The sequence below is a fragment of the Paenibacillus macerans genome (assembly GCF_900454495.1).
Classification (GTDB): domain Bacteria; phylum Bacillota; class Bacilli; order Paenibacillales; family Paenibacillaceae; genus Fontibacillus; species Fontibacillus macerans.
Genome location: NZ_UGSI01000002.1, coordinates 447,001 through 467,983, shown reverse-complemented (window position 1 = coordinate 467,983; position 20,983 = coordinate 447,001). Strand labels below are relative to the sequence as shown.

The window sequence follows — 20,983 nt, the reverse complement described above, 5'->3', positions numbered from 1 at the left end:
CCTATCTGCTTCTCCACCAAATATTTCTTCTCCCGAGCTTGTCTGTTTCTTTGTTACCTGATTAAACGGGATAATCGTGCAAAGCCTCCGGAAGGGAGTGTTGATCTGCCGCCCACCCTCTTCCCTGTCCCCGAGCTTTCAACGCCCTTCCGCGTTTCTTGCCACGATCGGTTTTGAAAGCCTTCAGTTCAAGGACTCAAGCTGATTGTTAAAGTTGAGTTATAAAAAGATGACCCTGAATAATTCAGAGGTCATCTTTGTCGGTATGGATTAGCCGGCCGCCTCGTTACGACGGAGGGGTCGTGGATTCGCGGATCAGCAGCTCCGCCGGGAAAATTTTGTGGGCGTGCGTTATTTTTTTGTTGATCAGATCAAACAGGATTTTGATTGTTTCTTCGGCGATTTCCTCCACGGGCTGCTGGATCGTCGTGATCGACGGATTATAATAATAGGCGATGTCCAGGCCGTCATAACCGGCGACGGAGTAATCCTGAGGGACCGATTTGCCGCATTCGAAAATCGCCCGGCAGGCGCCGACGGCCAGGCTGTCGGAAATGGCAAACAGCGCCGTGAAGTCTTCGCCCGACTCCAGCAGCTCCTTGGTGACGACGTAGCCGTTTTCCATCGAATAGCTCTGGATATGCTCCTTCATCGTACGCACCAAATTTTCGTTCAGCTCCAGGCCGTGGTCCTCCAGGGCTTTTTTGTAGCCTTCGTACCGCAGCCTGCCGATGCTGGCGTCCGACATCGGAGCGGAAATAATTGCGATCTTCCGGTGGCCGAGCTTGCACAGGTAATCCACCATCTTGTAGCTTTCCTTAAAGTCGTCGACGGAGACCGAAGAATATTCCTGCGGATCGTACTCCGACGTCATGCCGATCGTACTGAGCACATAAGGCACGGTCAACTGCTCCAGCTTTTCTTTGGCATGCGCGAAATAACCGCCGAGGAACACGATGCCCTTCAGCCGCTTTTCCTTTTCCAATTCGATCGCCACTTCGATTTCATCCTGATTTTCGTCGACCCGCTGCAGGATGAACGAGTATTTTTTGCGCTGAATTTCTTTTTCAAAGACTTGTATCATCCGGTTAAAAAAGGGGTTGGTGATCCCCTTGATCAAGACGGCTATCGTTTTTGAGGCGGAACGCTTCAGATTTCGGGCGCTGTTGTTCGGAACGTAATGGTTCTCCTTGATCACTTTCATAATCATCGCTTTCGTCTCTTCGCTGATGTCCGGATGATTATTGATTGCCCGGGAAACCGTCGTTACGCCAACCCCGCATATTCTGGCAATATCGATAATTGTCATTGAAGCCATATCCGATCTTCCCTTACATCGTAATTTCCGCTATTCTCTTCAAAATATAGCAACATACGTAGTAGAAAACAAGGGAAGGCGGAGAAAGCAAGGGGGCCGGTTCACACTTCCCCAATCCCAAAAAGCCTTATCCCCTGTATCCCTTTGGCCTTGCCCCGTGCGGATTACCCCTTCACGGCGCCGGCAACGACGCCTTCGATAATGTATTTTTGACAAAGCAGGTAAAACACGACGATCGGCAAAATCGCCAGCACCAGCATCGCCATCATCGCGCCCATATCGATCGAGCCGTAGCCGCCCTTCAAATATTGGATCGCGATCGGAATCGTCCGGTATTCGGTCCCGATGACCAGCATCGGCAGCAGGTAGTCGTTCCAGATCCACATCACGTTGAGAATCGAGACGGTGATCGCAATCGGCTTCAAAATCGGCAGGACGATATGGAAAAAAGATTGCACCGGGTTGCAGCCGTCGATCAGGTCGGCCTCTTCGATTTCCAGCGGGATCGACTTGACGAAGCCGCTGAATAGGAACACCGACAAGCCGGCGCCAAAGCCGAGGTAGATGACGATGATCCCGGCAGGGTTATCCAAATGCAGGATATTGGCCGTTTTGGTCATGGTGAACATCACCATCTGGAAAGGGACGATCATCGAAAACACGAAAACGTAGTACATCAACTTCGTAAATCTCGTTTTCACCCGGGTGATATACCAGGCGGTCATCGCCGTCAGCAGCACGATCACGGCCACCGAGCAGACGGTGATAAACAGCGACATGCCAAACGCGTTGAAAAAGCCGGTTTTGACCACGCCTTCCGTATAGTTCTTCAGGTTGACGAACGTTTGACCGTTCGGGAACTGGAACGGCGTATCGCTAATAAAGAACTTGCCCTTGAAGGAGTTCATCAGCACGATCAGAATCGGAGATAAAAACAGCACGGCGAGAACGAACAGGACGGCAAATTGCAGCACGTCTCTTCCTTTCGTTTTTGGCATCAGTTTTCAACCTCCTTGCTTCTCGTAGCCAGCAATTGCACCAGGGCGATCAAAGCGACAAGCACGAAAAATACGACCGCTTTCGCCTGGCCGACCCCTTCCCAGCCGACGCTGCCGTAGAAGGTGTTGTAAATATCGAGCGCCAGCATCGAGGTTTGCTTGGAAGGCGCCCCTGCGGTCAAAGCGAGGTTCTGGTCAAACAGCTTAAACGAATTCGACAGCGTCAGGAACAAGCAGATGGTGATGGACGGCATCACCAGCGGGATGGTGACGTTCTTCAATATGCCGAAACGGGTGCATCCGTCGATTTTGGCCGCTTCAATTACTTCTTTGGACACGTTTTGAATGCCGGCGATATAAATGATCATCATGTACCCGATTAATTGCCAATTCATCAGAATCACAAGCCCCCAGAACCCGTACGTTGCACTGGAGGTCAAAGTAACTTCAAACTTGTACAAAATCCCGTTCAAAATGAGCTGCCAGATGTAGCCCAAGACGATGCCGCCAATCAGGTTCGGCATGAAAAAAACGGTGCGGAACAGGTTGGTGCCCTTCTTCCCCCGGGTGAGCAGCAGCGCCAGGAGAAAGGCGAACACATTCACGCTAATGACGGCCACGACGGTAAAGCGAACCGTAAACCAAAGCGCATTGAGAAAATCCTGATTCGAAAAAGCTTTGACATAATTGCTAAGGCCGGCCCATTTGGCGTCGGTTACGGTCGTAAACTCCGTGAACGACAAATAGATGCCGAGCAGAAACGGAATGATAAACATGACGGTAAAAGCCAGTATCGTCGGTAATGCAAAAAGGGCGAAGTATTTTTGTATCGATTTTTGCATGGGGCTCTCTCCTTACCCGGATTAAAGCGGCGGCGCACCCGGCCGGAAGCGCCGCCGCATCGCAATCGCAATGCTTTACTACTATTTGGCTCTTTCGGCTTTCCAGGAGTCCTTCACGGTCGTCACAACGTCATCCCACGTTTTGTTGCCCTGCGCGTATTGCAGCAGCGCATCGCCGAATACGTTTTTGAACTCTTCGCTCGGGAAGGCCGCAAAAGCCCACGGCACCGAGGTAATGCCGTCTTTGTTCATCCAGTCGGACACTTCCTTCGCCAGCGGATCCGCCGGTTTTTCGTTGTCTTTGAACGTATTGAACGGCGCGATGAACCCTAGCTCATTCGTAACGTACGCTTTGCCTTTATCGCTGGAGAACAGCCATTCCAAGAACGCGATCGAAGCCTGCTGCTTCTCGGGCGACACTTTGCTGTTGACCGCCAAATAGTTTTCCGTACCGACGGCCAGACCCTGGCTTTCTTCCCCGGACATCCCGGTGTAGATCGGCAGGAACTTGATGTCTTCCGCCTTCACGACGTTGCCGTCAACTTCGTTGATCTGCGCCCAGGCCCAGTTGCCGTTTTGCACCATGGCGGATTGGCCCAAAGCGAACTCGGCCATGGAATCGGTGACCGATTTGCTTCCAAGCATCGTCGGTTTCGTCACCGAGTTGTTGATGTACAGGTCGAACAAGTTCTTGAAGTTTGAATTGTATTTGAATTCCACTTCCGTTTTGGACATCCCCGCCAAAATCGGGTTGTCGAAAGCCGTATCCTCTTTAAACTCATAGAAGAATGGGTAGTTGGCCAGGTGAGTCTGCCATCTCCACTGCTCGCCGGAAGCGAGGGAGGTCGAGGAGAATACGCCTTTGATGCCGAGCTTGTCCGCCTTTGCCGTCATATCTTCTACAACCGCTTTCAACGTATCGAAGTTGTTCACTTCCTCCATTGACGAAATCGAAACGGCTTTGTCCGGCAATGCAAAATACTTCTGCATAATGGCATTGTTGTAAATAATGCCGTAGCCCTCCACGACATAAGGAATCCCGTAAACGCCCCCATCGTTCGTGACGGCCAGACTTTGGTCGGACAGATAGCTGTACAGCTTCGTATCCTTCAAATCCAGGGCGTAGTCCTTCCAGTTTTGATAGCCGACGGGGCCGTTGATTTGGAAAATCGTCGGCGCTTCCGACTTGGCGATCTCCGATTTCAGCGTCGTTTCGTAAGTGCCGGCGGCGGCCGTCACCACTTTCACCTTCACGCCGGTTTCCGCCTCGTAATCTTTGGCGATTTTCTCGTAAATCGCGGCGATCTCCGGCTTAAAGTTGAGGAAATAGATTTCTTCCGCTTTCCCCGAATTTCCGTCTCCGCCGTTGCCCGCTTGGCCGCTTCCGCCCCCGCAGCCGGCCGCCAATCCGGCGAACAAAGTCAAAGCCAGCACAAGACTCCACAGTTTTCCGACCTTCATGTTCGTTCCCCCTTGAGAGAATTGTATAAATTTCAGCGGATTGAATACGCTTCCGAACAATTATGAATGCGCTCTCGGTAACGATTCCGAAAACCGTTCCGGCATCCTTATCGGTAACGTTTTCAGTCACAACGCAATAGTAGCACACTTGTCTTGAGGTCGGCAATACATATTTTTCTAAAAAAACAAAAAACGCCTGACGGCGTTTTGTCTGAAGCGGGATTCGTTTTAACAAACATAAGGCTGTGATGGCGTTAATCTCTAGGGAAAAAGGTCTTCTCGAGTCGCTTCCCATCTAAGCTCCGCTAATCCGGCGGTAAGTCGCCTCATCAGACACGATGTATAGCCGGGCCTCCGCCGGAATCGGCTGGTCGAGCTTGCGGTTGATGCCGAGATCCCCGCGGTCCGCCAGCAGCGTGGCCCCTTGACTCAGCAGATCATCAAACGCTTCGCGGTACGTTTTCCACTCGGCTTTCGCCCGGACTTCGTAAATGTCGTCGCCATGCTGGCGGCTGAGAAGTTGACGTATCAACTCCGAATTCCCTGCCTGCAGCGCGGAACGAACCGCCAGCCTGGAGATGGCGTCATGGGAAAGGACAAACTCGTTTACTTGAACATGGCGGAAGTTCTGGATATTTTTCTCCTGCGTGATCTCAACAGTTGTATGTATGTGCGGAGCCAGGCGCTCAATGCTGGAGGCGATCAGCAGCGACTTGCCGTCGATCAGCGAAAATTCGTCAATCCGCGCATCAGCGAAAATAATCGCCGCTTTGGCCTTGCCGATGCCCGCCTTGAGCAGCGTTTCGTCCGCGGCCGGGTCGCCGCTCACGAAATGAACCTGATGCATATGCGCCAGCGGGTGCTGGCCGATCTCATCGACCAGCACAATCCGGTTGCCGGGGGAATAACTCAAAATTTCCTCCACCGCCGCTTGCGCTTTTTTGCTCCAGTTGATCAGAATGATATGATTTTCGCCCCGAAAGCTCAAAGCTCCCGCCCCTCTCTGCCGCTGAAGGCTTCCTATGGAATCGATCACTTTGCCGATCACCAAACTGAGCAGCCCGATCCCGAAAATGTACAAAAAGATCGTAAACACTTTCCCCGGCACCGTTTCGGCAAAAAAGTCCCCGTAGCCCACGGTGGCCATCGTTGTCAGCACCCAATACAGCGCATTGAACCAGGTCCCGAACGTAGCCGGCTCCAGACCGTAAGCGATCGTCGCGCTCAAGGTGACAAACAGGACGATCAAGATTGCCAGGGAGGTTTTGCGCAAACGCATCAATCGCGCCGTGATTCTAAGCAAAAAATGCACGAGGGCCGCTCCTTCCCCGGATGCTATTAAATAATCAGGCTGCTTACGGCAAAAGCCATACCGATGAACACCAGGCAAAGCAAGGTGCCGACGGCGACGTTGCCCTTCTTGAGCTGATCGGAGATTTTAAACCCGGGCGTCACCAATTCAAAAATCCAATACGAAGCGATCAGGCACACATACCCCACGGCAAACCATAACATCATGTGCCAAATCGAAGTGTTCGTATAAGCCGCCACCCCGAGAATGATCGCCGTGCCCAAAAATTTGCCGCCCAGCGCCAAGGCCACGGCCACATTTCCCTTTTTCAGCTCATCCATGTCGCGATACGGTGTCATCCAATTAAAAATGACCATCCCCACCAGCTGGAGCAAAATCATGGCGATCACGCTCACGACAATATTAATGACTACCGTCAATTCGCCCACCCCCGAAATTTCGCGTACGCCAAATCATAATCGGCAAAATCATGCACTTCCTCCAATACGACCGACGCGGTTTTGGCCTGCTTCAAAGCCGTGTAACGTTCGTCGTCGATCGGCTGCTTGATGCGGTTGCCGGTCGGCAGCTCTAGCACGGCAAAATTCCGGGTCTTCCCCTTGTACTCCGTTTTGTACACGCCGACCAAATCAACGTCCGTCGTTACGGACACCTTGAGTTCGGCCAGGTCTTTTTCGGCCGTGGCCTGATCGGGGTAAGACTTCAACGTCGTCCAGGAGGACAGACGCACCTCGTTTTTCTGGTTCTCGTCGGTCGTCAGCTCGGCATCCATAAACTGGAGCACCCAAACCTTGTCGCCCGTCGCATAGTTATTGTCGTTCGGCAGCAGATCGTTATCGGGTAATATCGTCATGTCGCTCCCGACCAAATCGCCCACCGTTCCTTCGAGGATCCGGTAGTCCCACGGCACGCGCGAAGTCGTTAAGGTCGCTTCCGCCCCTCCGCTGTCCGTGCTCAACACGCTGTTTTGCCCGCCGCAGGCGCTTAGCGCCAGCACGGCCAAAACGGCGACGGCCGCCGCCAGGAAACGCCGGACCCAGGCTCTATTACGCAATTGCATTTATCTCACTCCCAACGCAATAAAATGACTGGCGTTGCCGGTAATCGGCCCGCCGGCCCGGCCAAGCAAACCGCAGGGCGTTCCGTTCAAAACGAACATGCCGGTCAACAAATGGAGTTCGCCTTCCGCCGTTTCGATGCGCGCCAGCTCCGCTCTTTTTTGATACACCGAGGGGAACAGCACGCTGCTGTCGAAGCCTTCCCGATCCTCCAGCTCGAGCCGCCCTTCCGCATCAAACATGCGCACGGAACCGCCCTCACGCCCAAACATTGATTTGGACACGAAGCTGCCCGAAAAGACCGGTTTATTGTAAGTCGGCAGGACATAGCGGGCGATCGCCTCGCGTTCTTCCGCGTCGAACAGCAGACCCAACTCATACAGCCCCCAAGCCGCGGCGAGCAAGCCTTTGGACTGCAGCAAAATGCTGTGCGGCGAATTAAACAGGGTCAACCGTCCGGTTTCGATCGCGTAGCTCAGCGCTTCGCCCCCATCGTCTACCGCCATCCACTCTTTGGGATACAGGGCGAACATCCGTTCAATCACGCGACCGTCTTTGTTTTTCAGAACGCCTTCATCCACCCAAAGCTCCAGGCAATCCTCGTAAAAAAGCTCCAGCCCGCTGTGTCTGCCCAACGCTTCGATTGTCCCCGAGTCCTCAAGATGGCGGCCGTACCATACACAAGCTGCGGTGTCCGGGCGTTCGAGCGCCCAAGCTTCCTTAACCAGCTCTTTCATCCGTATGTTGGGCGAAGCGTACCCGGCCTGCTCCAGCACCCACGGCGTGGCGATCGAGGCTTCTACGTATCCCGTGGGCGTATCGGCGTTCAGCTCCAGCAGCTTGATGGTGCCGTCGTTCGCCACGGCGAAATCAAACCGCGCGTAACGGCTGATGAGCCCCGGCTCCGGCAGCGGCAGATCATCGAGCATGTTCCACAGGATCGGCGGAATTCCGATCAGCTCATACAAATCGCGGCGGCGATGCACGTAACGTACGGTTTTGTCCAAAATGCGCCAGATGGCGGACGCCGCTTGCTCCAGTTCTTCGTAAACAGCCTTGGGCATTAGGACGATCTGATCGATCCAGTACTGCTCTTCTTCGATATCCGCCCATGTAAATCCGAGCTCTTGCAGCCGCTTCACCCGTTCGCTCCGGTCCGGATGGGGCTGGCCGATCACTTCGAACACGCAGCCGTTCGTTCCGTCATTCGTTCCGCCGTTCATTCCGCCAGTCGCCCCGTTGGGTATCCCGCCGCTCATCCGCCGAAAAACCCTTTGCCGCCGCCGGATTTCGAGCCGGAAATCGAGCTTTTGCTCGACGAAGAACCGGAGGACGTGCCGGAAGACGAGCCCAGTCCGCTCGATTTGCCGCCGATCCCCCCGGCCGGCGACGAGGTGGAGCGTCTGACGATCGACCCGGTGGATGAGGTCGAGGTTTTCGGCCGCACGACGGAGCCGGCTACCTGCTTGTTTTGGAACGTTCCGCTGGAATACGTGCGCGGAGCATACGGCGTATTGGTGCCCGCGTAATAACCGCGATGGTTGTCATACCAGCGGCTGGACGAATAAAACGAACCGTTGTTGAACAGCAGATGATACAGCAGCATATCATCCCAGCCGAACCCCGAGCCGTAATGGTTAATGACGGTCGTGCCGCCGGAGGAGCCGGAAGTTCCGTCCGTCCCCGCACCGCCGCCGGCTTCAGCGCCACCCTGCTGCTCTTCGTCGGCCGGAAGCGGAATGCTCCAGTCTACGTTTTTGTCAAAATACTGCTTCACTTCATCCGTCGACCATTCGACCAGCTTCGGTCCGTCCCCCGAAGAATCGCTGCTGGTGGCCGAAACCCCGGGGGCGGGAATCAAAAAGGCGTTAGCCAGCAGAGCGATCCCCAGCGATGTGGACAATACGCGCAGCGGTTTGCCGTCCGGTGTGAAAAATTTAGAGCCGGCCGGCTCTTCCGGTGGCGACGATGGCGATATGATCTCCGTCGGTTGCATTTGCTTTTTCGTTACTTCTTCCTCTTCTTTCGCCAAATCCGAACCCTCCTTACGAAAGCATCCTTTAATCGTGCGCAATCGGAATGAGCAGAAGCTCCAATTTCCCCTCGTCGACGTTCAGACGGCCTTCCACCGCTTCATATTCGCGGTTGCCGACAACAAGATAATTCACATGCTCAAGCGCGGCGACCATGTTGGCGCTCCAGGTGCGCTCTTCCAGCTCCCGCAGCTCCCCGTCCGGCAGTTTCTCGTATAATTTTACGCTCATGCCTTGGTCCAATCGACTCACCCTTTCAATTTAAAACAACACTATCTAATGATACGTAAAGGATCTTCCCTAGTTTCATGAAAGATCAGGAAAAATCATAGATAAGGGATGATTAAAAATTTTAGATTCCACGGTGGTTCCACACAGTTAGAAAGCGATCCGCACGGTATAGTCGTCCGCAAACCATTCGACTTTGGCTCCCAGCGTTTCCAAAATCAAACGCAGCGGCACATATACGCTATCGTTCCCCGCGAAGACCGGCCTTTGCTCCGAGACAATAGCCTTCCCGTTGACGGTGGCGGACCCGGACACCGAATTCAGAACGATCTTCGTTTCGCCCTTCTCCGCAATGACCGATCTGGTCGAGACATCCCATTTCGGGGTAACACCCCGTTGGATCCCCAAGCTATCACATGGCCGCCCTTCAAAAGCACATAATGATTCCGAACGTCTCCCGTAATGGAGACCGCACCGGAAATCCCTTTCACTTGCGTTACTCTAATTTTCCCGTCGCCCTCCCTTGTCCATGTCCATACTGTTCCGTCCGCTTTTACCGCCGCATCTCTCGTAACCGACACAATGTCCGTCAATCCGGGAATTCGCGAAGGAGCTAACGTGTTGTCCGCTTCATCGATCCAGAAATAATTCTTCCAGGTCCATACGCCGCCATCGGTATCCAAAGCGACACCGTCTTCAAAATCGACCGCCGCAGCTTTAAACTTGCCGCTTCCCTGGAGTTTGGCCGGTTTGCGAACCTCCACCGTCTCGGCATTCCTTTTCAGACCCCATACCCAAATTTGGCCATCGCTATCAATCCCCAGGGCAACCTAAGTCCCGGCCTCCACAGCCACCGCCTGTGGAATTCCCTCAACCTTAATCGGCTTTAAGGCGCTGGTCCGCAAACCGTTTCCAAGTTGGCCTATAATTCATTACTAATATTGAGGCTGATGCGGAAGGAACCAACAAATTAAAAACAGGATCAAGTAGACGGAAAGCGCCCCCTTGATCCCAAGATAAACCTGATTTCGATTCCATCAACATCAGTGCAGGCCTCTCCGGCGCTCCCCCGTATTTCCTCACCGGCACGATCCAAAGCCATTGTGCAGCACGCAAGGCGAACCGGGAGAGACGTTCGTTAGCTAGACCAAAAACATCGCCACCACCGTCGTCACAGCAAGCCCGATCAGCACCGGCTTCAGGTTGCGCCGCGCCAGCTCAAACGGGCTGACGCCGCAGATCGCCGCGGCGGGGATGAGCGCCCACGGGATCAGCGTACCGCCGCCGACCCAGATGGCGGCCACCTGGCCGAGCGCGGTCAGCGTCGCCGTCCCCGAGCCGATGGCGGTGCCGAACAGCTGGGCGATCGAGCCGGCCAGCGAAATGCCCGAGAAGCCGGAGCCGTCCAGGCCGGTGATCGCTCCGGTGACAGCCAGCGTAATCGCGCCGACGATGCCGTTCAGCGGCACGATGCCGGCCAGGGCCGCGCCAAGGTCGTTGACGATGCCATGCGATGTTTCGGACAGCACCTGTCCGAATAGCTCCGCAAAAGCGGCATCACCAAGATAAAAAAAGGCGGCGATCGGAATGACCGGGCCGAACACCTTAAAGCCGAAGACCAAGCCGTCGATCAGGTAGGAAGTGACCTTCTCCAGGCCGCGGCTTTGATGCGCCAACAGCGTCACCGCGATCAAAATCAGCACAGCCGTCCCGCCCACGAGCGCCGTAGCATCGCCGCCTTGAAGGTGGAGCAGGAGCATCGCGACCACGTCGGCGGCAAACAGCAGAGGGATCAGGACGGCAAGCCATTTGCGGGCTTCGGGGGGCAGCGCGGCCCGGTCCTCATGGCCGGCCGAACGCTCCTCCCCCAGCACGCCGCCCGCGCCGGTTTTCGCCGCGGCCAGCCCGTCTCTCCAGGCTCCGCTGCGCATGTCCCGGCGCATCATCCAAAAGGCCGTGACGGTGCTGACCAGCCCCATTACGATCACCAGCGGCACGCTTTCCGCCATCACGCTGCCGACCGGGAGCCCGGCGGCATCCGCCGTCAATTTCGGTGCGCCTTGTATAATATAATCTCCGGACAAGGCGATGCCGTGTCCGAACAAGTTCATCGCGACGGCCGCGCCAAGCGACGGCAGCCCGACGCGAAGCGCCACCGGCAGCAGGACGGCCCCGATCAGGGCGACCGCCGGCGACGGCCAGAAGAAAAAGGAAGTCACCATCATAATGAGGCCGATGCCCCAATACGCCATCGAAGGTGTGCGCAGGAAACGCGTGAGCGGCGCCACCATCGTTTCGTTGATGCCGGTCCGCATCAGCACCCGGCTCATCGCCACGATGATCGAGATGATCATGATCGTGCTCATCAGCTCTTTGGTGGCGTAGATAAACGAGTTAAAGATGCCCGACACCGAACCGCTGAGCGTTCCCGTCGCAAGCAGCCCGAGCGCAAATATGCCGGTCACGCAAATCATCGTCGTATCCCGCCGCTTGATCATCAGCACCAAAATGAACACGATGAAGGCCAGATACACGTAATGAATCGCCGACAGCTCTATTCTCATCATGATGTCACGCTCCTTTTCCAAGCATATTGTGCTATATGCTATGCAGGAGCCCAAGCAAGAGTTCGACCCATAGCGCTAACTGATGTTTGGTTGTGTCGAAGCTTGGCGTTCAAAGTATGATGGCAGTGAGGTAAGAGTAAGGTAAGAGTGAAGTGTAGGAATGAGATGGGAATGAGATTGCAGAAAGGCGGCAGTGGGAGAGCGTGAGGTAATAGTATAAGCAAGACAGAATAGTTTAGGCGACAAGTCGATAAGGGAGATTGAAGTCACGCAAAATCTTGCGAAATGTGAAACCCATAAAATGTTATAAATCCTGCGAGGAAAAAGCAACGTCCTGCAAAGTAGTAACATACTGCGAAGTAGCAGTATCCTGCAAACTAGCGTTATGCTGCCAAGTAGCAGTATCCTGCAAACTAGCGTTATGCTGCCAAGTAGCAGTATTCTGCAAATTAGCATCTTGCGAAATAGAAATCTTCTGCAAACTGGGATCATTTTCCCGAGCAGCAATATTCCTCCAGGGTAAAATCTCACAAAATGCAAAAGTGCATGCGAATTTTGTCAAACCCTCGCGAAATGGACCTACGAAATGCAAAAGTGCATTTCAATTCCGCCAGAAACATCAAAAATTTCTGAAACGGCCCCGGTCAACTGCACTTTCGGCTTTTGCAGGCGAATCGCCTCAAGGGGGGCATTCGCCGAAAATAAGATGCACTTTTGCATTTGGTCCAACAAGCGGCTGGGTCCATGTACTACTGAAGCGAAAACTAATTTCAAACCAACCATTTCTAACAATCCAGCTGCTTCTAACAAACCAACTGTTTCAGACTAAACCAGCAGTTATAGATTAAACCAAATTGTAGTCCCTGATTTTTTTGTACAAGGTTCCGCGGGAGATGCCAAGCAGCTTGGCGGCATTGCTTTTGTTCCCGGCAGCGCGCTCCAGCGCCTCCTTCATCAGCTCGATTTCTTCCTCGGGCGTAATCCGGGGCTTCAGCATTCTGGACGGAGGTTCAAAGCCTGCTCCTCCCGACTCCTCCATTCCTTGCCCTCCGGCCTGACCGGAAATGGAGCGAGCCCCCATGACCCGGCCGGAAGCGGAGCGAGTCTCCCCGCCAAAGCCTTCGCCGTCAAGCTCCAACTGAGCCTGCCGCTGCTGCAGCGCCTCGGGCAGATGCTCAAGCGTAATCCGGTCGTTTTCGCTCAAAATGACGCAGCGCTCCATCACCGCCCGCAGCTCGGTCTGGTTGCCCGGCCAGTCGTAATTCATAAAAGCCAGCATCACTTCCGGGGCCACCACCGGCACCGGCTTTTGATATTGCAGCGAAAAGGTGCGCAAATACGTCTGGATCAAAGTGGACAGATCCTCCTTGCGTTCCCTGAGCGGCGGCACCTTTAGCGAAACAACGTTCAAGGCGTAGTACAAGTCCGCCCGGAATTTCCCTTCCTGCACCAGCCGCTCCAGATCCTGCGCCGTGGCCGCGAAAATCCGCGTGGATACGGGCGTCTCCTCACCGCCGCCGATCCGTGCAACCATACGGCTTTTCATGAACCGGCACAGCTTATCCTGAACATCCGGCGAGAGGCGGTCGATTTCGTTCAAAAACAGCGCCCCCCCGTCGGCCGCTTCCAGCTTTCCGGCCTGACCGGACGGCCTGCCGGAAAAAGCGCCCCCCTGATAGCCGAACAGCTCCGCCTCGGCCAGCCCTACGGGGATGGCGCCGCAATTGACCGACAGAAACGGCCCCTCGCTCCGGCGGCTGGCCCGGTGAATCACCTTCGCCAACTGTTCTTTGCCCGCGCCGGTTTCGCCGATGAACAGCACGGGCGAATCGGTTTCGGCGAATTTTTTGGCGATTTTCACCACCTTGCCCATGCTTTCGCCGCGGGCGTGCAGCAGCGCAAACGGATCCCGGTCGCCCATTTTGTGGGTCAGCAGGCGCGATTGCGCGGCCCCCAGCTCGTCGTTCAGCTTGACGAGATGCGTGATGTCCTGCTCGGTCGCTACCCCGCCGATGATTTCGCCGCCATCCGCTAGGATCGGCGAAGCATTGATCAGGACGTGAGTGTCCGGCCGCGGACGGTGATACGCTCCCTGCAGCCGCCGGCCTTCGTCCAGAATCTTCAGCACGACCAGCGCCTCCGGATCGAAATGCTCCCCGATCGTTCGCCCGGCAATGTCCTCCTTGGCAATCCCATATACTTCTTCGGCCACCGCATTCCAGCCGACCACCGTCCCGTTCCGGTCCACGACCGTCACGGCGTCGCTAACCGTCTCCAGCAGCGTCCGGAAATAAGCCTCTGTCTGCCGCCCGGTCTCCCCCACCGCCCGCAGCATCTCGCCAAACGGGCAGTATCCGATCGGCCGCCCCTTCTCGTCCGCGACAACGATGGCCGTCCGGCCGCCGGCTTCAGACAGCTTGACGATCAGCTCATGCAGCGGGCCGCTCACGCTCAACTCCACCTCGTGGACAACAACCGCCGCAAAAGCCGCGCCATGCGCAGCCAAATACTCGCCGATGCGGCCCGTCACCTCCTCAAGCAAGCTGGCGTCGCGGGGGGCAAACAGGCACACTCCCCCGTCCCCCGCCGCCGTAACGACCATCTTGCCCTGCCGAAGCGCCGCCAGCAGTGCAGAAACTTTTTCTTCCGGCTTCAGTTCTACGAAATCCCGGCGAATCAGCCGCTCCCGTTCAACATTGAACATTTCGATTACCTCGCACGTCGTTGCAATTTATTTGTAAATCTAACATGAAAAAAGCGGCGTTTCAATACTCGTTTAACGAGATTAGCTTGACGCGTAAAGGGGAGAAGACGCAGGAGTCGAAGGCTCAAACTGTTCATTTTTGAACATAATTAAGATTTCCACAATAAAATTTTGTTTATTTCTCGGACACATATTGTTCATTTATTTAAAATATTGTATATTTTGTGTACAACGACATATGGAAAAGGATGGGTGCCATGGATGCGTTAATGAGAACGCTGTTTTTGGCCTTGGCCCAAAACCGGTCCGTGAGCAAACTGGCCCGCCGATACGGCCTCCGTTTCGGGGCTAGCCGGTTCGTCGCCGGGGAAACGCTTGAGCAGGCCATCGAAACCGTACGCCGATTAAACGGCTCCGGACGGGAAGCGACGCTCGACCACCTGGGCGAATTCGTTTCGAACGAAGCGGAAGCCAGCCGCTCCACCGAGATGTGCCTGAGAACGCTCGACGCGATCGCAGCCTCCGGGGTACGGGCCAATCTGTCGCTGAAGTTGACTTCGCTTGGCCTCGGCATCAGCGAGGAGCTGTGCATGCGCAACATGACGGACATCCTGGAGCGCGCCCGCATCCACGGTTTGTTCGTCCGCATCGACATGGAGGATCATGCGCAGTGCGAAAAAACGATCGCCATCTACAGACGCCTCCGCCGGGAATTCGACCATGTCGGCATCGTCATCCAGGCTTATTTGTACCGCTCCGTGCAGGATCTCGCAGACCTCAAAGAACTGAAGCCCAACCTGCGCCTCGTTAAAGGGGCTTACAAAGAGCCGCCCGAAGTGGCTTATCCGAACAAGCCGGACGTCGACGAAAATTTCAAACGCCTCATTTCCACTCACCTCAAGAACGGCAACTATACCGCTATAGCAACACATGACCCGCAAATCATCGGCTTCACCAAACAGCTCGTAAAACAACTGAATATTCCGCTTAACCAATTCGAGTTCCAAATGCTGTACGGGATACGCGAGGAACTTCAGCTGCAGCTCGCCCGCGAAGGCTACAAAGTACGCATCTACGTTCCTTTCGGCCGAGATTGGTTCGGCTACTTCATGCGCCGTCTCGCCGAGCGTCCGGCCAATGTCTGGTTTGTGTTGAAGAACCTTTTTAAATAATCCCTCTGAAAAGGAGACTTCCCTCATGAACAAAACGGCAAAACCCGCTGTATTCCGCAACGAGCCTTTTACCGATTTCAGCCAGGAGCCCGGCAAGCGGGCCATGCAGGAGGCGATCGCCAAGGTCAAGTCCGAGCTGGGGCGCGAATATCCGCTGCGAATCGGCGGCGAGCTTATTTTTACGGAAGACAAGATCTGTTCCTTCAACCCGGGGCAAACCGGCGAAACAATCGGATGGGTAAGCAAAGCCGACCGTGTACTTGCCGAAAAGGCAATGCAGACGGCGCTGGAGACGTTTGAGTCGTGGAAAAAAACAGCGGCGCAAACGCGCGCGGAAATTCTGCTGAAAGCCGCCGCCATCATGCAGGAGCGCAAGCACGAGTTCTCCGCCCTGATGGTCCTCGAGGCCGGCAAAAACTACGCCGAAGCCGATGCCGACACGGCGGAAGCGATCGATTTCCTGAATTTTTACGCGCGGGAAATGATCCGGCTGAGCGAAATCAACGAGACGATGCCGCTCACCCCGGTGGCCGGCGAAGAGAACCGTCTGACGTATATTCCGCTTGGTGTCGGCGTCATTATCCCGCCCTGGAACTTTCCGCTGGCGATCTGCGCCGGCATGACCTCGGCGGCCATCGTCGCCGGCAACACCGTCCTGCTGAAGCCCGCTTCCAACACATCGGTGATCGCCGCCAAGTTCGCCGCTTTAATGGAAGAAGCAGGCCTGCCGGCCGGGGTGCTCAACTTTGTTCCGGGCAGCGGCGCGGAGGTGGGCGATTACTTGACAACGCACCCCCAAACCCGGTTTATCAGCTTCACCGGCTCAAAGGAAGTGGGCCTGCACATCAACAAGCTGGCGGCCGGCGTCGCCCCGGGGCAGCTCTGGATCAAGCGGGTCGTGGCGGAAATGGGCGGCAAAGACGGCATCGTGGTGGACGAAACCGCCGACCTGGACGCGGCCGCCCAGGCGATCGTCACCTCGGCGTTCGGCTACCAGGGGCAAAAATGCTCCGCCGGATCCCGGGCTTTTATCGTGGAGGCGGTGTATGACGAGGTCGTGAAAAAAGTGGTGGAGTTGACCCGGCGGCTGACGATCGGACTGCCTGAGCACAATTTCCCCATCGGCCCGGTGATCGACGAAAGCTCTTACCGCAAGGTGCTGAAGTACATCCAGATCGGCAAACAAGAGGGCGAGCTGCTGACTGGGGGCCGTCAAGCCGAAGTGACCGGCGCGCAAGGGTTTTATATCGAGCCGGCGGTTTTTGCCGGCGTGAGCGGTAAGGCCCGGATCATGCAGGAGGAGATTTTCGGGCCGGTGCTGGCGATCGGCAAAGCGCAGGATTGGCGGGAAGCGGTCCGGCTGTTCAATGACACCGAGTTCGGTTTGACGGGAGCTTTTTTCTCACGGGATGAAGATCGGATCTCCGAAGCGCTGGAAACGATGCATTGCGGCAATCTTTACGTGAACCGGAAATGCACCGGCGCCCTGGTGGGGGGCCACCCGTTCGGCGGGTTCAATATGTCCGGCACCGACTCGAAAGCGGGAGGCTACGATTATTTGCTGCTGTTCACGCAAGCCAAGCTGACCTCGCGAAAAAAATAACGCCGGTGCGAATATAGTGCGAATATGGACATGAAAAGGGGATAAACGTCATGAAGGGGAAGCTCATTAACGCGGAAAGCGGGAACGTGTTTACCAGTACGCAGCAGTTGATCCGGACTGCCCTGCAGACGATGAACGAGCCCGCGGCGATGTACGAACTGCTGAAGGAACCGCTGCGCACGCTGACGGTGCGGGTTCCCGTCAAAATGGACGACGGCTCGGTCAAAGTGTTCACCGGATACCGCGCACAGCATAACGATGCGGTCGGTCCGACCAAAGGGGGCGTGCGGTTTCATCCCGACGTCACGGAGGAGGAGGTTAAGGCCCTGTCGCTGTGGATGAGCATCAAATGCGGCATCGTGAACCTGCCTTACGGCGGCGGAAAAGGCGGGGTCATCTGCGACCCCCGCACCATGTCCCTGCGCGAGCTGGAGGGGCTCAGCCGGGGGTACGTCCGGGCGATCAGTCAGATCGTCGGTCCGACCAAGGATATTCCGGCGCCCGATGTTTACACCAACTCGCAGGTCATGGCCTGGATGCTCGACGAATACAGCCGCATCCGCGAGTTCGACTCGCCCGGCTTCATCACCGGCAAACCGGTCGTGCTGGGCGGCTCGCTGGGCCGGGAGTCGTCGACGGCGCTCGGCGTGACGATCGTGCTGCAAGAAGCGGTCAAAAAAGCCGGCATGACCGTCGCAGGCTCGCGCGTCATTATCCAAGGCTTCGGCAACGCCGGCGGTTACCTGGCCAAGTTCCTGCACGACGCCGGGGCGGTGATCGTCGGAATCGCCGACGCGCGCGGAGCTTTGTACCACCCGGACGGACTCGATATCCTCGAACTGCTGGACCGGCGCGACTCGTTCGGAACCGTATCCCACCTGTTCCCGGGCCGGATCACGAACCGGGAGCTGCTGGTGCAGGATTGCGATATCCTGATCCCGGCGGCGATCGAAAATCAAATCACGGAGGAGAACGCTCCCGACATTAAGGCGAAGCTGCTGGTGGAGGCGGCCAACGGCCCGACGACGTATGCGGCGACGGAAATCCTGACAAAGCGCGGCGTCCTGATCGTGCCGGACGTGCTGGCCAGCGCCGGCGGCGTGGTCGTGTCCTATTTTGAATGGGTGCAAAATAATCAAGGCTACTATTGGACGCTGGAGGAAATCAACAAGAAGCTGGCCGACATCCTGACCGCCGCGTTCGAAACGGTGTACCGGACCTCCAGGCTGCGGGGCGTCAATATGCGGCTGGCCGCTTATATCGTTGGCCTGAAAAGAATGACCGAGGCCGTAAAATGGCGGGGGTGGATCTAACTATGGCAACTACGCTGATCATTATCCGGCTGGAGCTGGATCACGAGCACGCCAGCTTCGGCGATGTCGCCGCCGCGGTCAGCCAGGCCGGCGGAGACATAACGTCGATCGACGTTATCTCTTCGGCCAAAGGTTCGTCGATCCGCGACATCACCGTGGACACGGGCGACCGTGATGAGGCCGCCATCGTAGGCGCGCTGCGAAGGCTGCCCGGCGTCCGGCTGATCAATGTGTCCGACCGCACGTTCCTGATGCATCTCGGCGGCAAAATCTCTATCAAGCCGACGCTGCCGATCCGCAACCGCGACGATTTGTCGCAGGTGTACACTCCCGGCGTCGCCAAAGTGTGCAAGGCGATCCACGAAAGCCCGGCCAAGGCGTTTTCGCTGACGATCAAGCGCAATACCGTCGCCGTGATCACGGACGGCACCGCCGTGCTTGGCCTTGGCGGCATCGGCCCGTACGCCGCCGCGCCGGTCATGGAAGGCAAAGCGATGCTGTTCAAGCAGTTGGCCGGGGTGGATGCTTTTCCGCTATGCCTCGATACGAGCGACACGGAGGAAATCATCCGCACCGTCAAAGCGGTCGCTCCGATTTTCGGCGGCATCAACCTCGAAGATATCAGCTCCCCGCGCTGCTTTGAAATCGAGCGGCGGCTGGCGGAGGAGCTGGATATCCCGGTGTTTCACGACGATCAGCACGGCACCGCGGTCGTCGTCACCGCCGGCCTGATCAACGCGCTGAAGGTGGTCGGCAAACGGATGTCCGAGGTGCGGGTCGTCGTAAGCGGTGTCGGTGCGGCCGGCGTGTCCATCTGCAAAATGCTGCTCGCCGCAGGCGTCACCCGGCTTGTTCCGGTGGATAGAGCCGGTGCCATCGTGTTCGGTGGCAAATACGAGCACCCGATGTGGCAGTGGCTGGCGGAGCAGCCGCAGGTGGAGGCACGCGCCGGCGCGCTGAAGGACGTCCTGCCCGGGGCCGACGTCTTCATCGGCGTCTCGTCCGGCGGCCTGCTCGCCGGCGCCGATATCCGAGCGATGAACGAGCGGCCGATCGTGTTCGCGCTGGCCAATCCGGAGCCGGAGATCAAGCCGGAGGAAGCGCTGAAGCATGCGGCCGTGGTCGCCACGGGGCGAAGCGACTATCCGAACCAGATCAACAATGTGCTCGTTTTCCCCGGCTTGTTCCGCGGCGCGCTCGACTGCCGCGCCAGACGGATCAACGAGGCGATGAAGCTGGCCGCCGCGGAGGCGATCGCCTCGTCCGTGACGGACGAGGAGCGGAATGAGCAGTACATCATTCCAAGCATTTTCAACGACCAGGTGGTCCCCCTCGTCCGTAAGGCGATCGTGATCGCGGCGATATCGACCGGAGTGGCCCGGCGCATTCCGCCGGATTTCCGGTAAGCTGGAGCCAGTTGGCGGTGCAACGACGGATGATCCGGTTGTACTCACTTGCCGCATACCACCAACGGATCTGAATACAAACCGAACATTAACTCCAATTCATAATTTATCCATGGTAAATTATTGAATAAAATATATAATTATGCTATATTAAAACTATTCGGCCGGTTTATATCAAAGAAGTAAGGAGGTTTAAAAATGAGCATTTTAAAATCTTTAAAACTCACTTTTCCATTACTATTATCCTGTACCTTACTGCTTTCTAACGGAGGAACTGTATTTGCAGAGGGGAGTCAAAATGGGGACATGGAACCGACTTCTGAGATATCTTCTCAATCAACCTCTGTTATTAAGATGTCCCTTGATCCAGAATTAAACAAGAAATTTGCTGAACAACAAGGATATGGCCTGATTCCATTATCGGAGCATCCAGATTTTTTCACTAATTCTGAAACTTATGCCTCCTCTGAATATAAACTTATACAAACAATTACTGGAGGTGGAACAACTACTGGAGCAGAATCCTATGCAGTTTACAAAATGTATAAGTCTGTAACTAAAGGTGATGACATTATTACTTTTGAGTTTCAATCGAATGCGAAACCAAAATCAGGATATAGTTTAGTTGGGTTTACAGAGTCTCATTGGATTGGAGAACCTGCATATGAGGTAATAGATTGGTCACCGAAAGGAACAACAAAAACAACAAGTGGCAGCACTATAAAATGGGAAATAAACCCAAGCTATAAAGGTTTTTCTCTAGGGAAACTAGCAGGTGAATTTGGAGGGAAAAATGGTTCAATAACGGGCTACGCAGATCAGTTAGAGTTTGAAGCTTCCTGGAATGGGACAGCAATCAAAAATCCAGACGTTGTTTATCTTAGCGGAGCTATAGCTTGGGGACAGCTTTATCAACCTCAAGAAACACCTATCTGGTATTTTCAGCACACTCATTATACTAAATAGAC

19 protein-coding genes are annotated in these 20,983 nt (G+C 55.6%); 5 read left to right on the top strand and 14 right to left on the bottom strand.

Translation table 11 applies throughout. The annotated features are described in order from the left end of the window. Nucleotides 1–286: 286 nt before the first annotated feature. The 14 genes from DYE26_RS25270 to DYE26_RS25205 form a co-directional block, all read right to left on the bottom strand. A complete protein-coding gene (locus DYE26_RS25270; RefSeq protein WP_036618945.1) occupies nucleotides 287–1,318 on the bottom strand; it encodes a LacI family DNA-binding transcriptional regulator in 1,032 nt (343 codons plus the stop codon). Between the two features lie 164 nt (nucleotides 1,319–1,482). Next, nucleotides 1,483–2,316 (bottom strand): carbohydrate ABC transporter permease, encoded by an 834-nt coding sequence (locus DYE26_RS25265; protein ID WP_036618944.1) that lies wholly within the window; start codon nucleotides 2,314–2,316, stop codon nucleotides 1,483–1,485. Further along, nucleotides 2,316–3,158, bottom strand: a complete 843-nt coding sequence (locus tag DYE26_RS25260; RefSeq protein ID WP_036618941.1) for a carbohydrate ABC transporter permease — start codon at nucleotides 3,156–3,158, stop codon at nucleotides 2,316–2,318. Before DYE26_RS25260 ends, DYE26_RS25265 begins: the two co-directional genes overlap by 1 nt. Before the next feature lie 81 nt (nucleotides 3,159–3,239). Beyond that, complete coding sequence (locus DYE26_RS25255) at nucleotides 3,240–4,619, bottom strand: ABC transporter substrate-binding protein (protein ID WP_036618937.1); 1,380 nt, start codon at nucleotides 4,617–4,619, stop codon at nucleotides 3,240–3,242. Nucleotides 4,620–4,914: 295 nt separating this feature from the next. Continuing rightward, nucleotides 4,915–5,931: a potassium channel family protein gene (locus DYE26_RS25250; protein ID WP_036618934.1), complete on the bottom strand. Its 1,017-nt coding sequence runs from the start codon at nucleotides 5,929–5,931 to the stop codon at nucleotides 4,915–4,917. A gap of 26 nt (nucleotides 5,932–5,957) precedes the next feature. Next, complete coding sequence (locus tag DYE26_RS25245) at nucleotides 5,958–6,350, bottom strand: DUF350 domain-containing protein (protein WP_036618932.1); 393 nt, start codon at nucleotides 6,348–6,350, stop codon at nucleotides 5,958–5,960. Continuing rightward, a complete protein-coding gene (locus DYE26_RS25240) occupies nucleotides 6,347–6,991 on the bottom strand; it encodes a hypothetical protein (protein ID WP_036618930.1) in 645 nt (214 codons plus the stop codon). Before DYE26_RS25240 ends, DYE26_RS25245 begins: the two co-directional genes overlap by 4 nt. Beyond that, a complete protein-coding gene (locus tag DYE26_RS25235) occupies nucleotides 6,992–8,212 on the bottom strand; it encodes a glutathionylspermidine synthase family protein (protein ID WP_051985812.1) in 1,221 nt (406 codons plus the stop codon). 32 nt (nucleotides 8,213–8,244) lie between these two features. Further along, on the bottom strand, nucleotides 8,245–8,985 hold the full coding sequence (locus DYE26_RS25230) for a hypothetical protein (protein ID WP_051985811.1): 741 nt from the start codon (nucleotides 8,983–8,985) through the stop codon (nucleotides 8,245–8,247). 64 nt (nucleotides 8,986–9,049) lie between these two features. After that, nucleotides 9,050–9,253, bottom strand: coding sequence for a hypothetical protein (locus DYE26_RS25225; RefSeq protein ID WP_036627339.1), 204 nt, complete (start codon nucleotides 9,251–9,253; stop codon nucleotides 9,050–9,052). Between the two features lie 147 nt (nucleotides 9,254–9,400). Beyond that, nucleotides 9,401–9,658 carry a copper amine oxidase N-terminal domain-containing protein gene (locus tag DYE26_RS25220; protein ID WP_036618928.1) on the bottom strand — a complete coding sequence of 86 codons (258 nt, stop codon included), beginning with the start codon at nucleotides 9,656–9,658 and terminating at the stop codon, nucleotides 9,401–9,403. 734 nt (nucleotides 9,659–10,392) lie between these two features. Then, nucleotides 10,393–11,814, bottom strand: a complete 1,422-nt coding sequence (locus tag DYE26_RS25215; protein WP_036627338.1) for a hypothetical protein — start codon at nucleotides 11,812–11,814, stop codon at nucleotides 10,393–10,395. A gap of 582 nt (nucleotides 11,815–12,396) precedes the next feature. Next, the gene (locus DYE26_RS25210) at nucleotides 12,397–12,609 is read right to left on the bottom strand and encodes a hypothetical protein (protein WP_127463460.1); all 213 of its coding nucleotides are present in this window, start codon (nucleotides 12,607–12,609) and stop codon (nucleotides 12,397–12,399) included. A 52-nt stretch (nucleotides 12,610–12,661) separates the two neighbouring features. Further along, nucleotides 12,662–14,521 (bottom strand): sigma-54 interaction domain-containing protein, encoded by a 1,860-nt coding sequence (locus DYE26_RS25205; RefSeq protein ID WP_036618925.1) that lies wholly within the window; start codon nucleotides 14,519–14,521, stop codon nucleotides 12,662–12,664. 257 nt (nucleotides 14,522–14,778) lie between these two features. On the opposite strand from DYE26_RS25205, the gene DYE26_RS25200 reads away from it, so the two are divergent. From DYE26_RS25200 to DYE26_RS25180, 5 genes are all read left to right on the top strand, one after another. Further along, a complete protein-coding gene (locus tag DYE26_RS25200) occupies nucleotides 14,779–15,693 on the top strand; it encodes a proline dehydrogenase family protein (protein ID WP_036618922.1) in 915 nt (304 codons plus the stop codon). A 25-nt stretch (nucleotides 15,694–15,718) separates the two neighbouring features. Then, on the top strand, nucleotides 15,719–17,296 hold the full coding sequence (gene pruA / locus DYE26_RS25195) for an L-glutamate gamma-semialdehyde dehydrogenase (protein WP_036618920.1): 1,578 nt from the start codon (nucleotides 15,719–15,721) through the stop codon (nucleotides 17,294–17,296). A gap of 50 nt (nucleotides 17,297–17,346) precedes the next feature. Beyond that, nucleotides 17,347–18,609 (top strand): Glu/Leu/Phe/Val family dehydrogenase, encoded by a 1,263-nt coding sequence (locus DYE26_RS25190; RefSeq protein WP_036618918.1) that lies wholly within the window; start codon nucleotides 17,347–17,349, stop codon nucleotides 18,607–18,609. Between the two features lie 2 nt (nucleotides 18,610–18,611). Continuing rightward, the gene (locus DYE26_RS25185) at nucleotides 18,612–20,015 is read left to right on the top strand and encodes an NAD-dependent malic enzyme (RefSeq protein WP_036618915.1); all 1,404 of its coding nucleotides are present in this window, start codon (nucleotides 18,612–18,614) and stop codon (nucleotides 20,013–20,015) included. A gap of 198 nt (nucleotides 20,016–20,213) precedes the next feature. Then, nucleotides 20,214–20,981: a hypothetical protein gene (locus DYE26_RS25180; protein WP_036618913.1), complete on the top strand. Its 768-nt coding sequence runs from the start codon at nucleotides 20,214–20,216 to the stop codon at nucleotides 20,979–20,981. The last annotated feature ends 2 nt before the right edge of the window (nucleotides 20,982–20,983 follow it).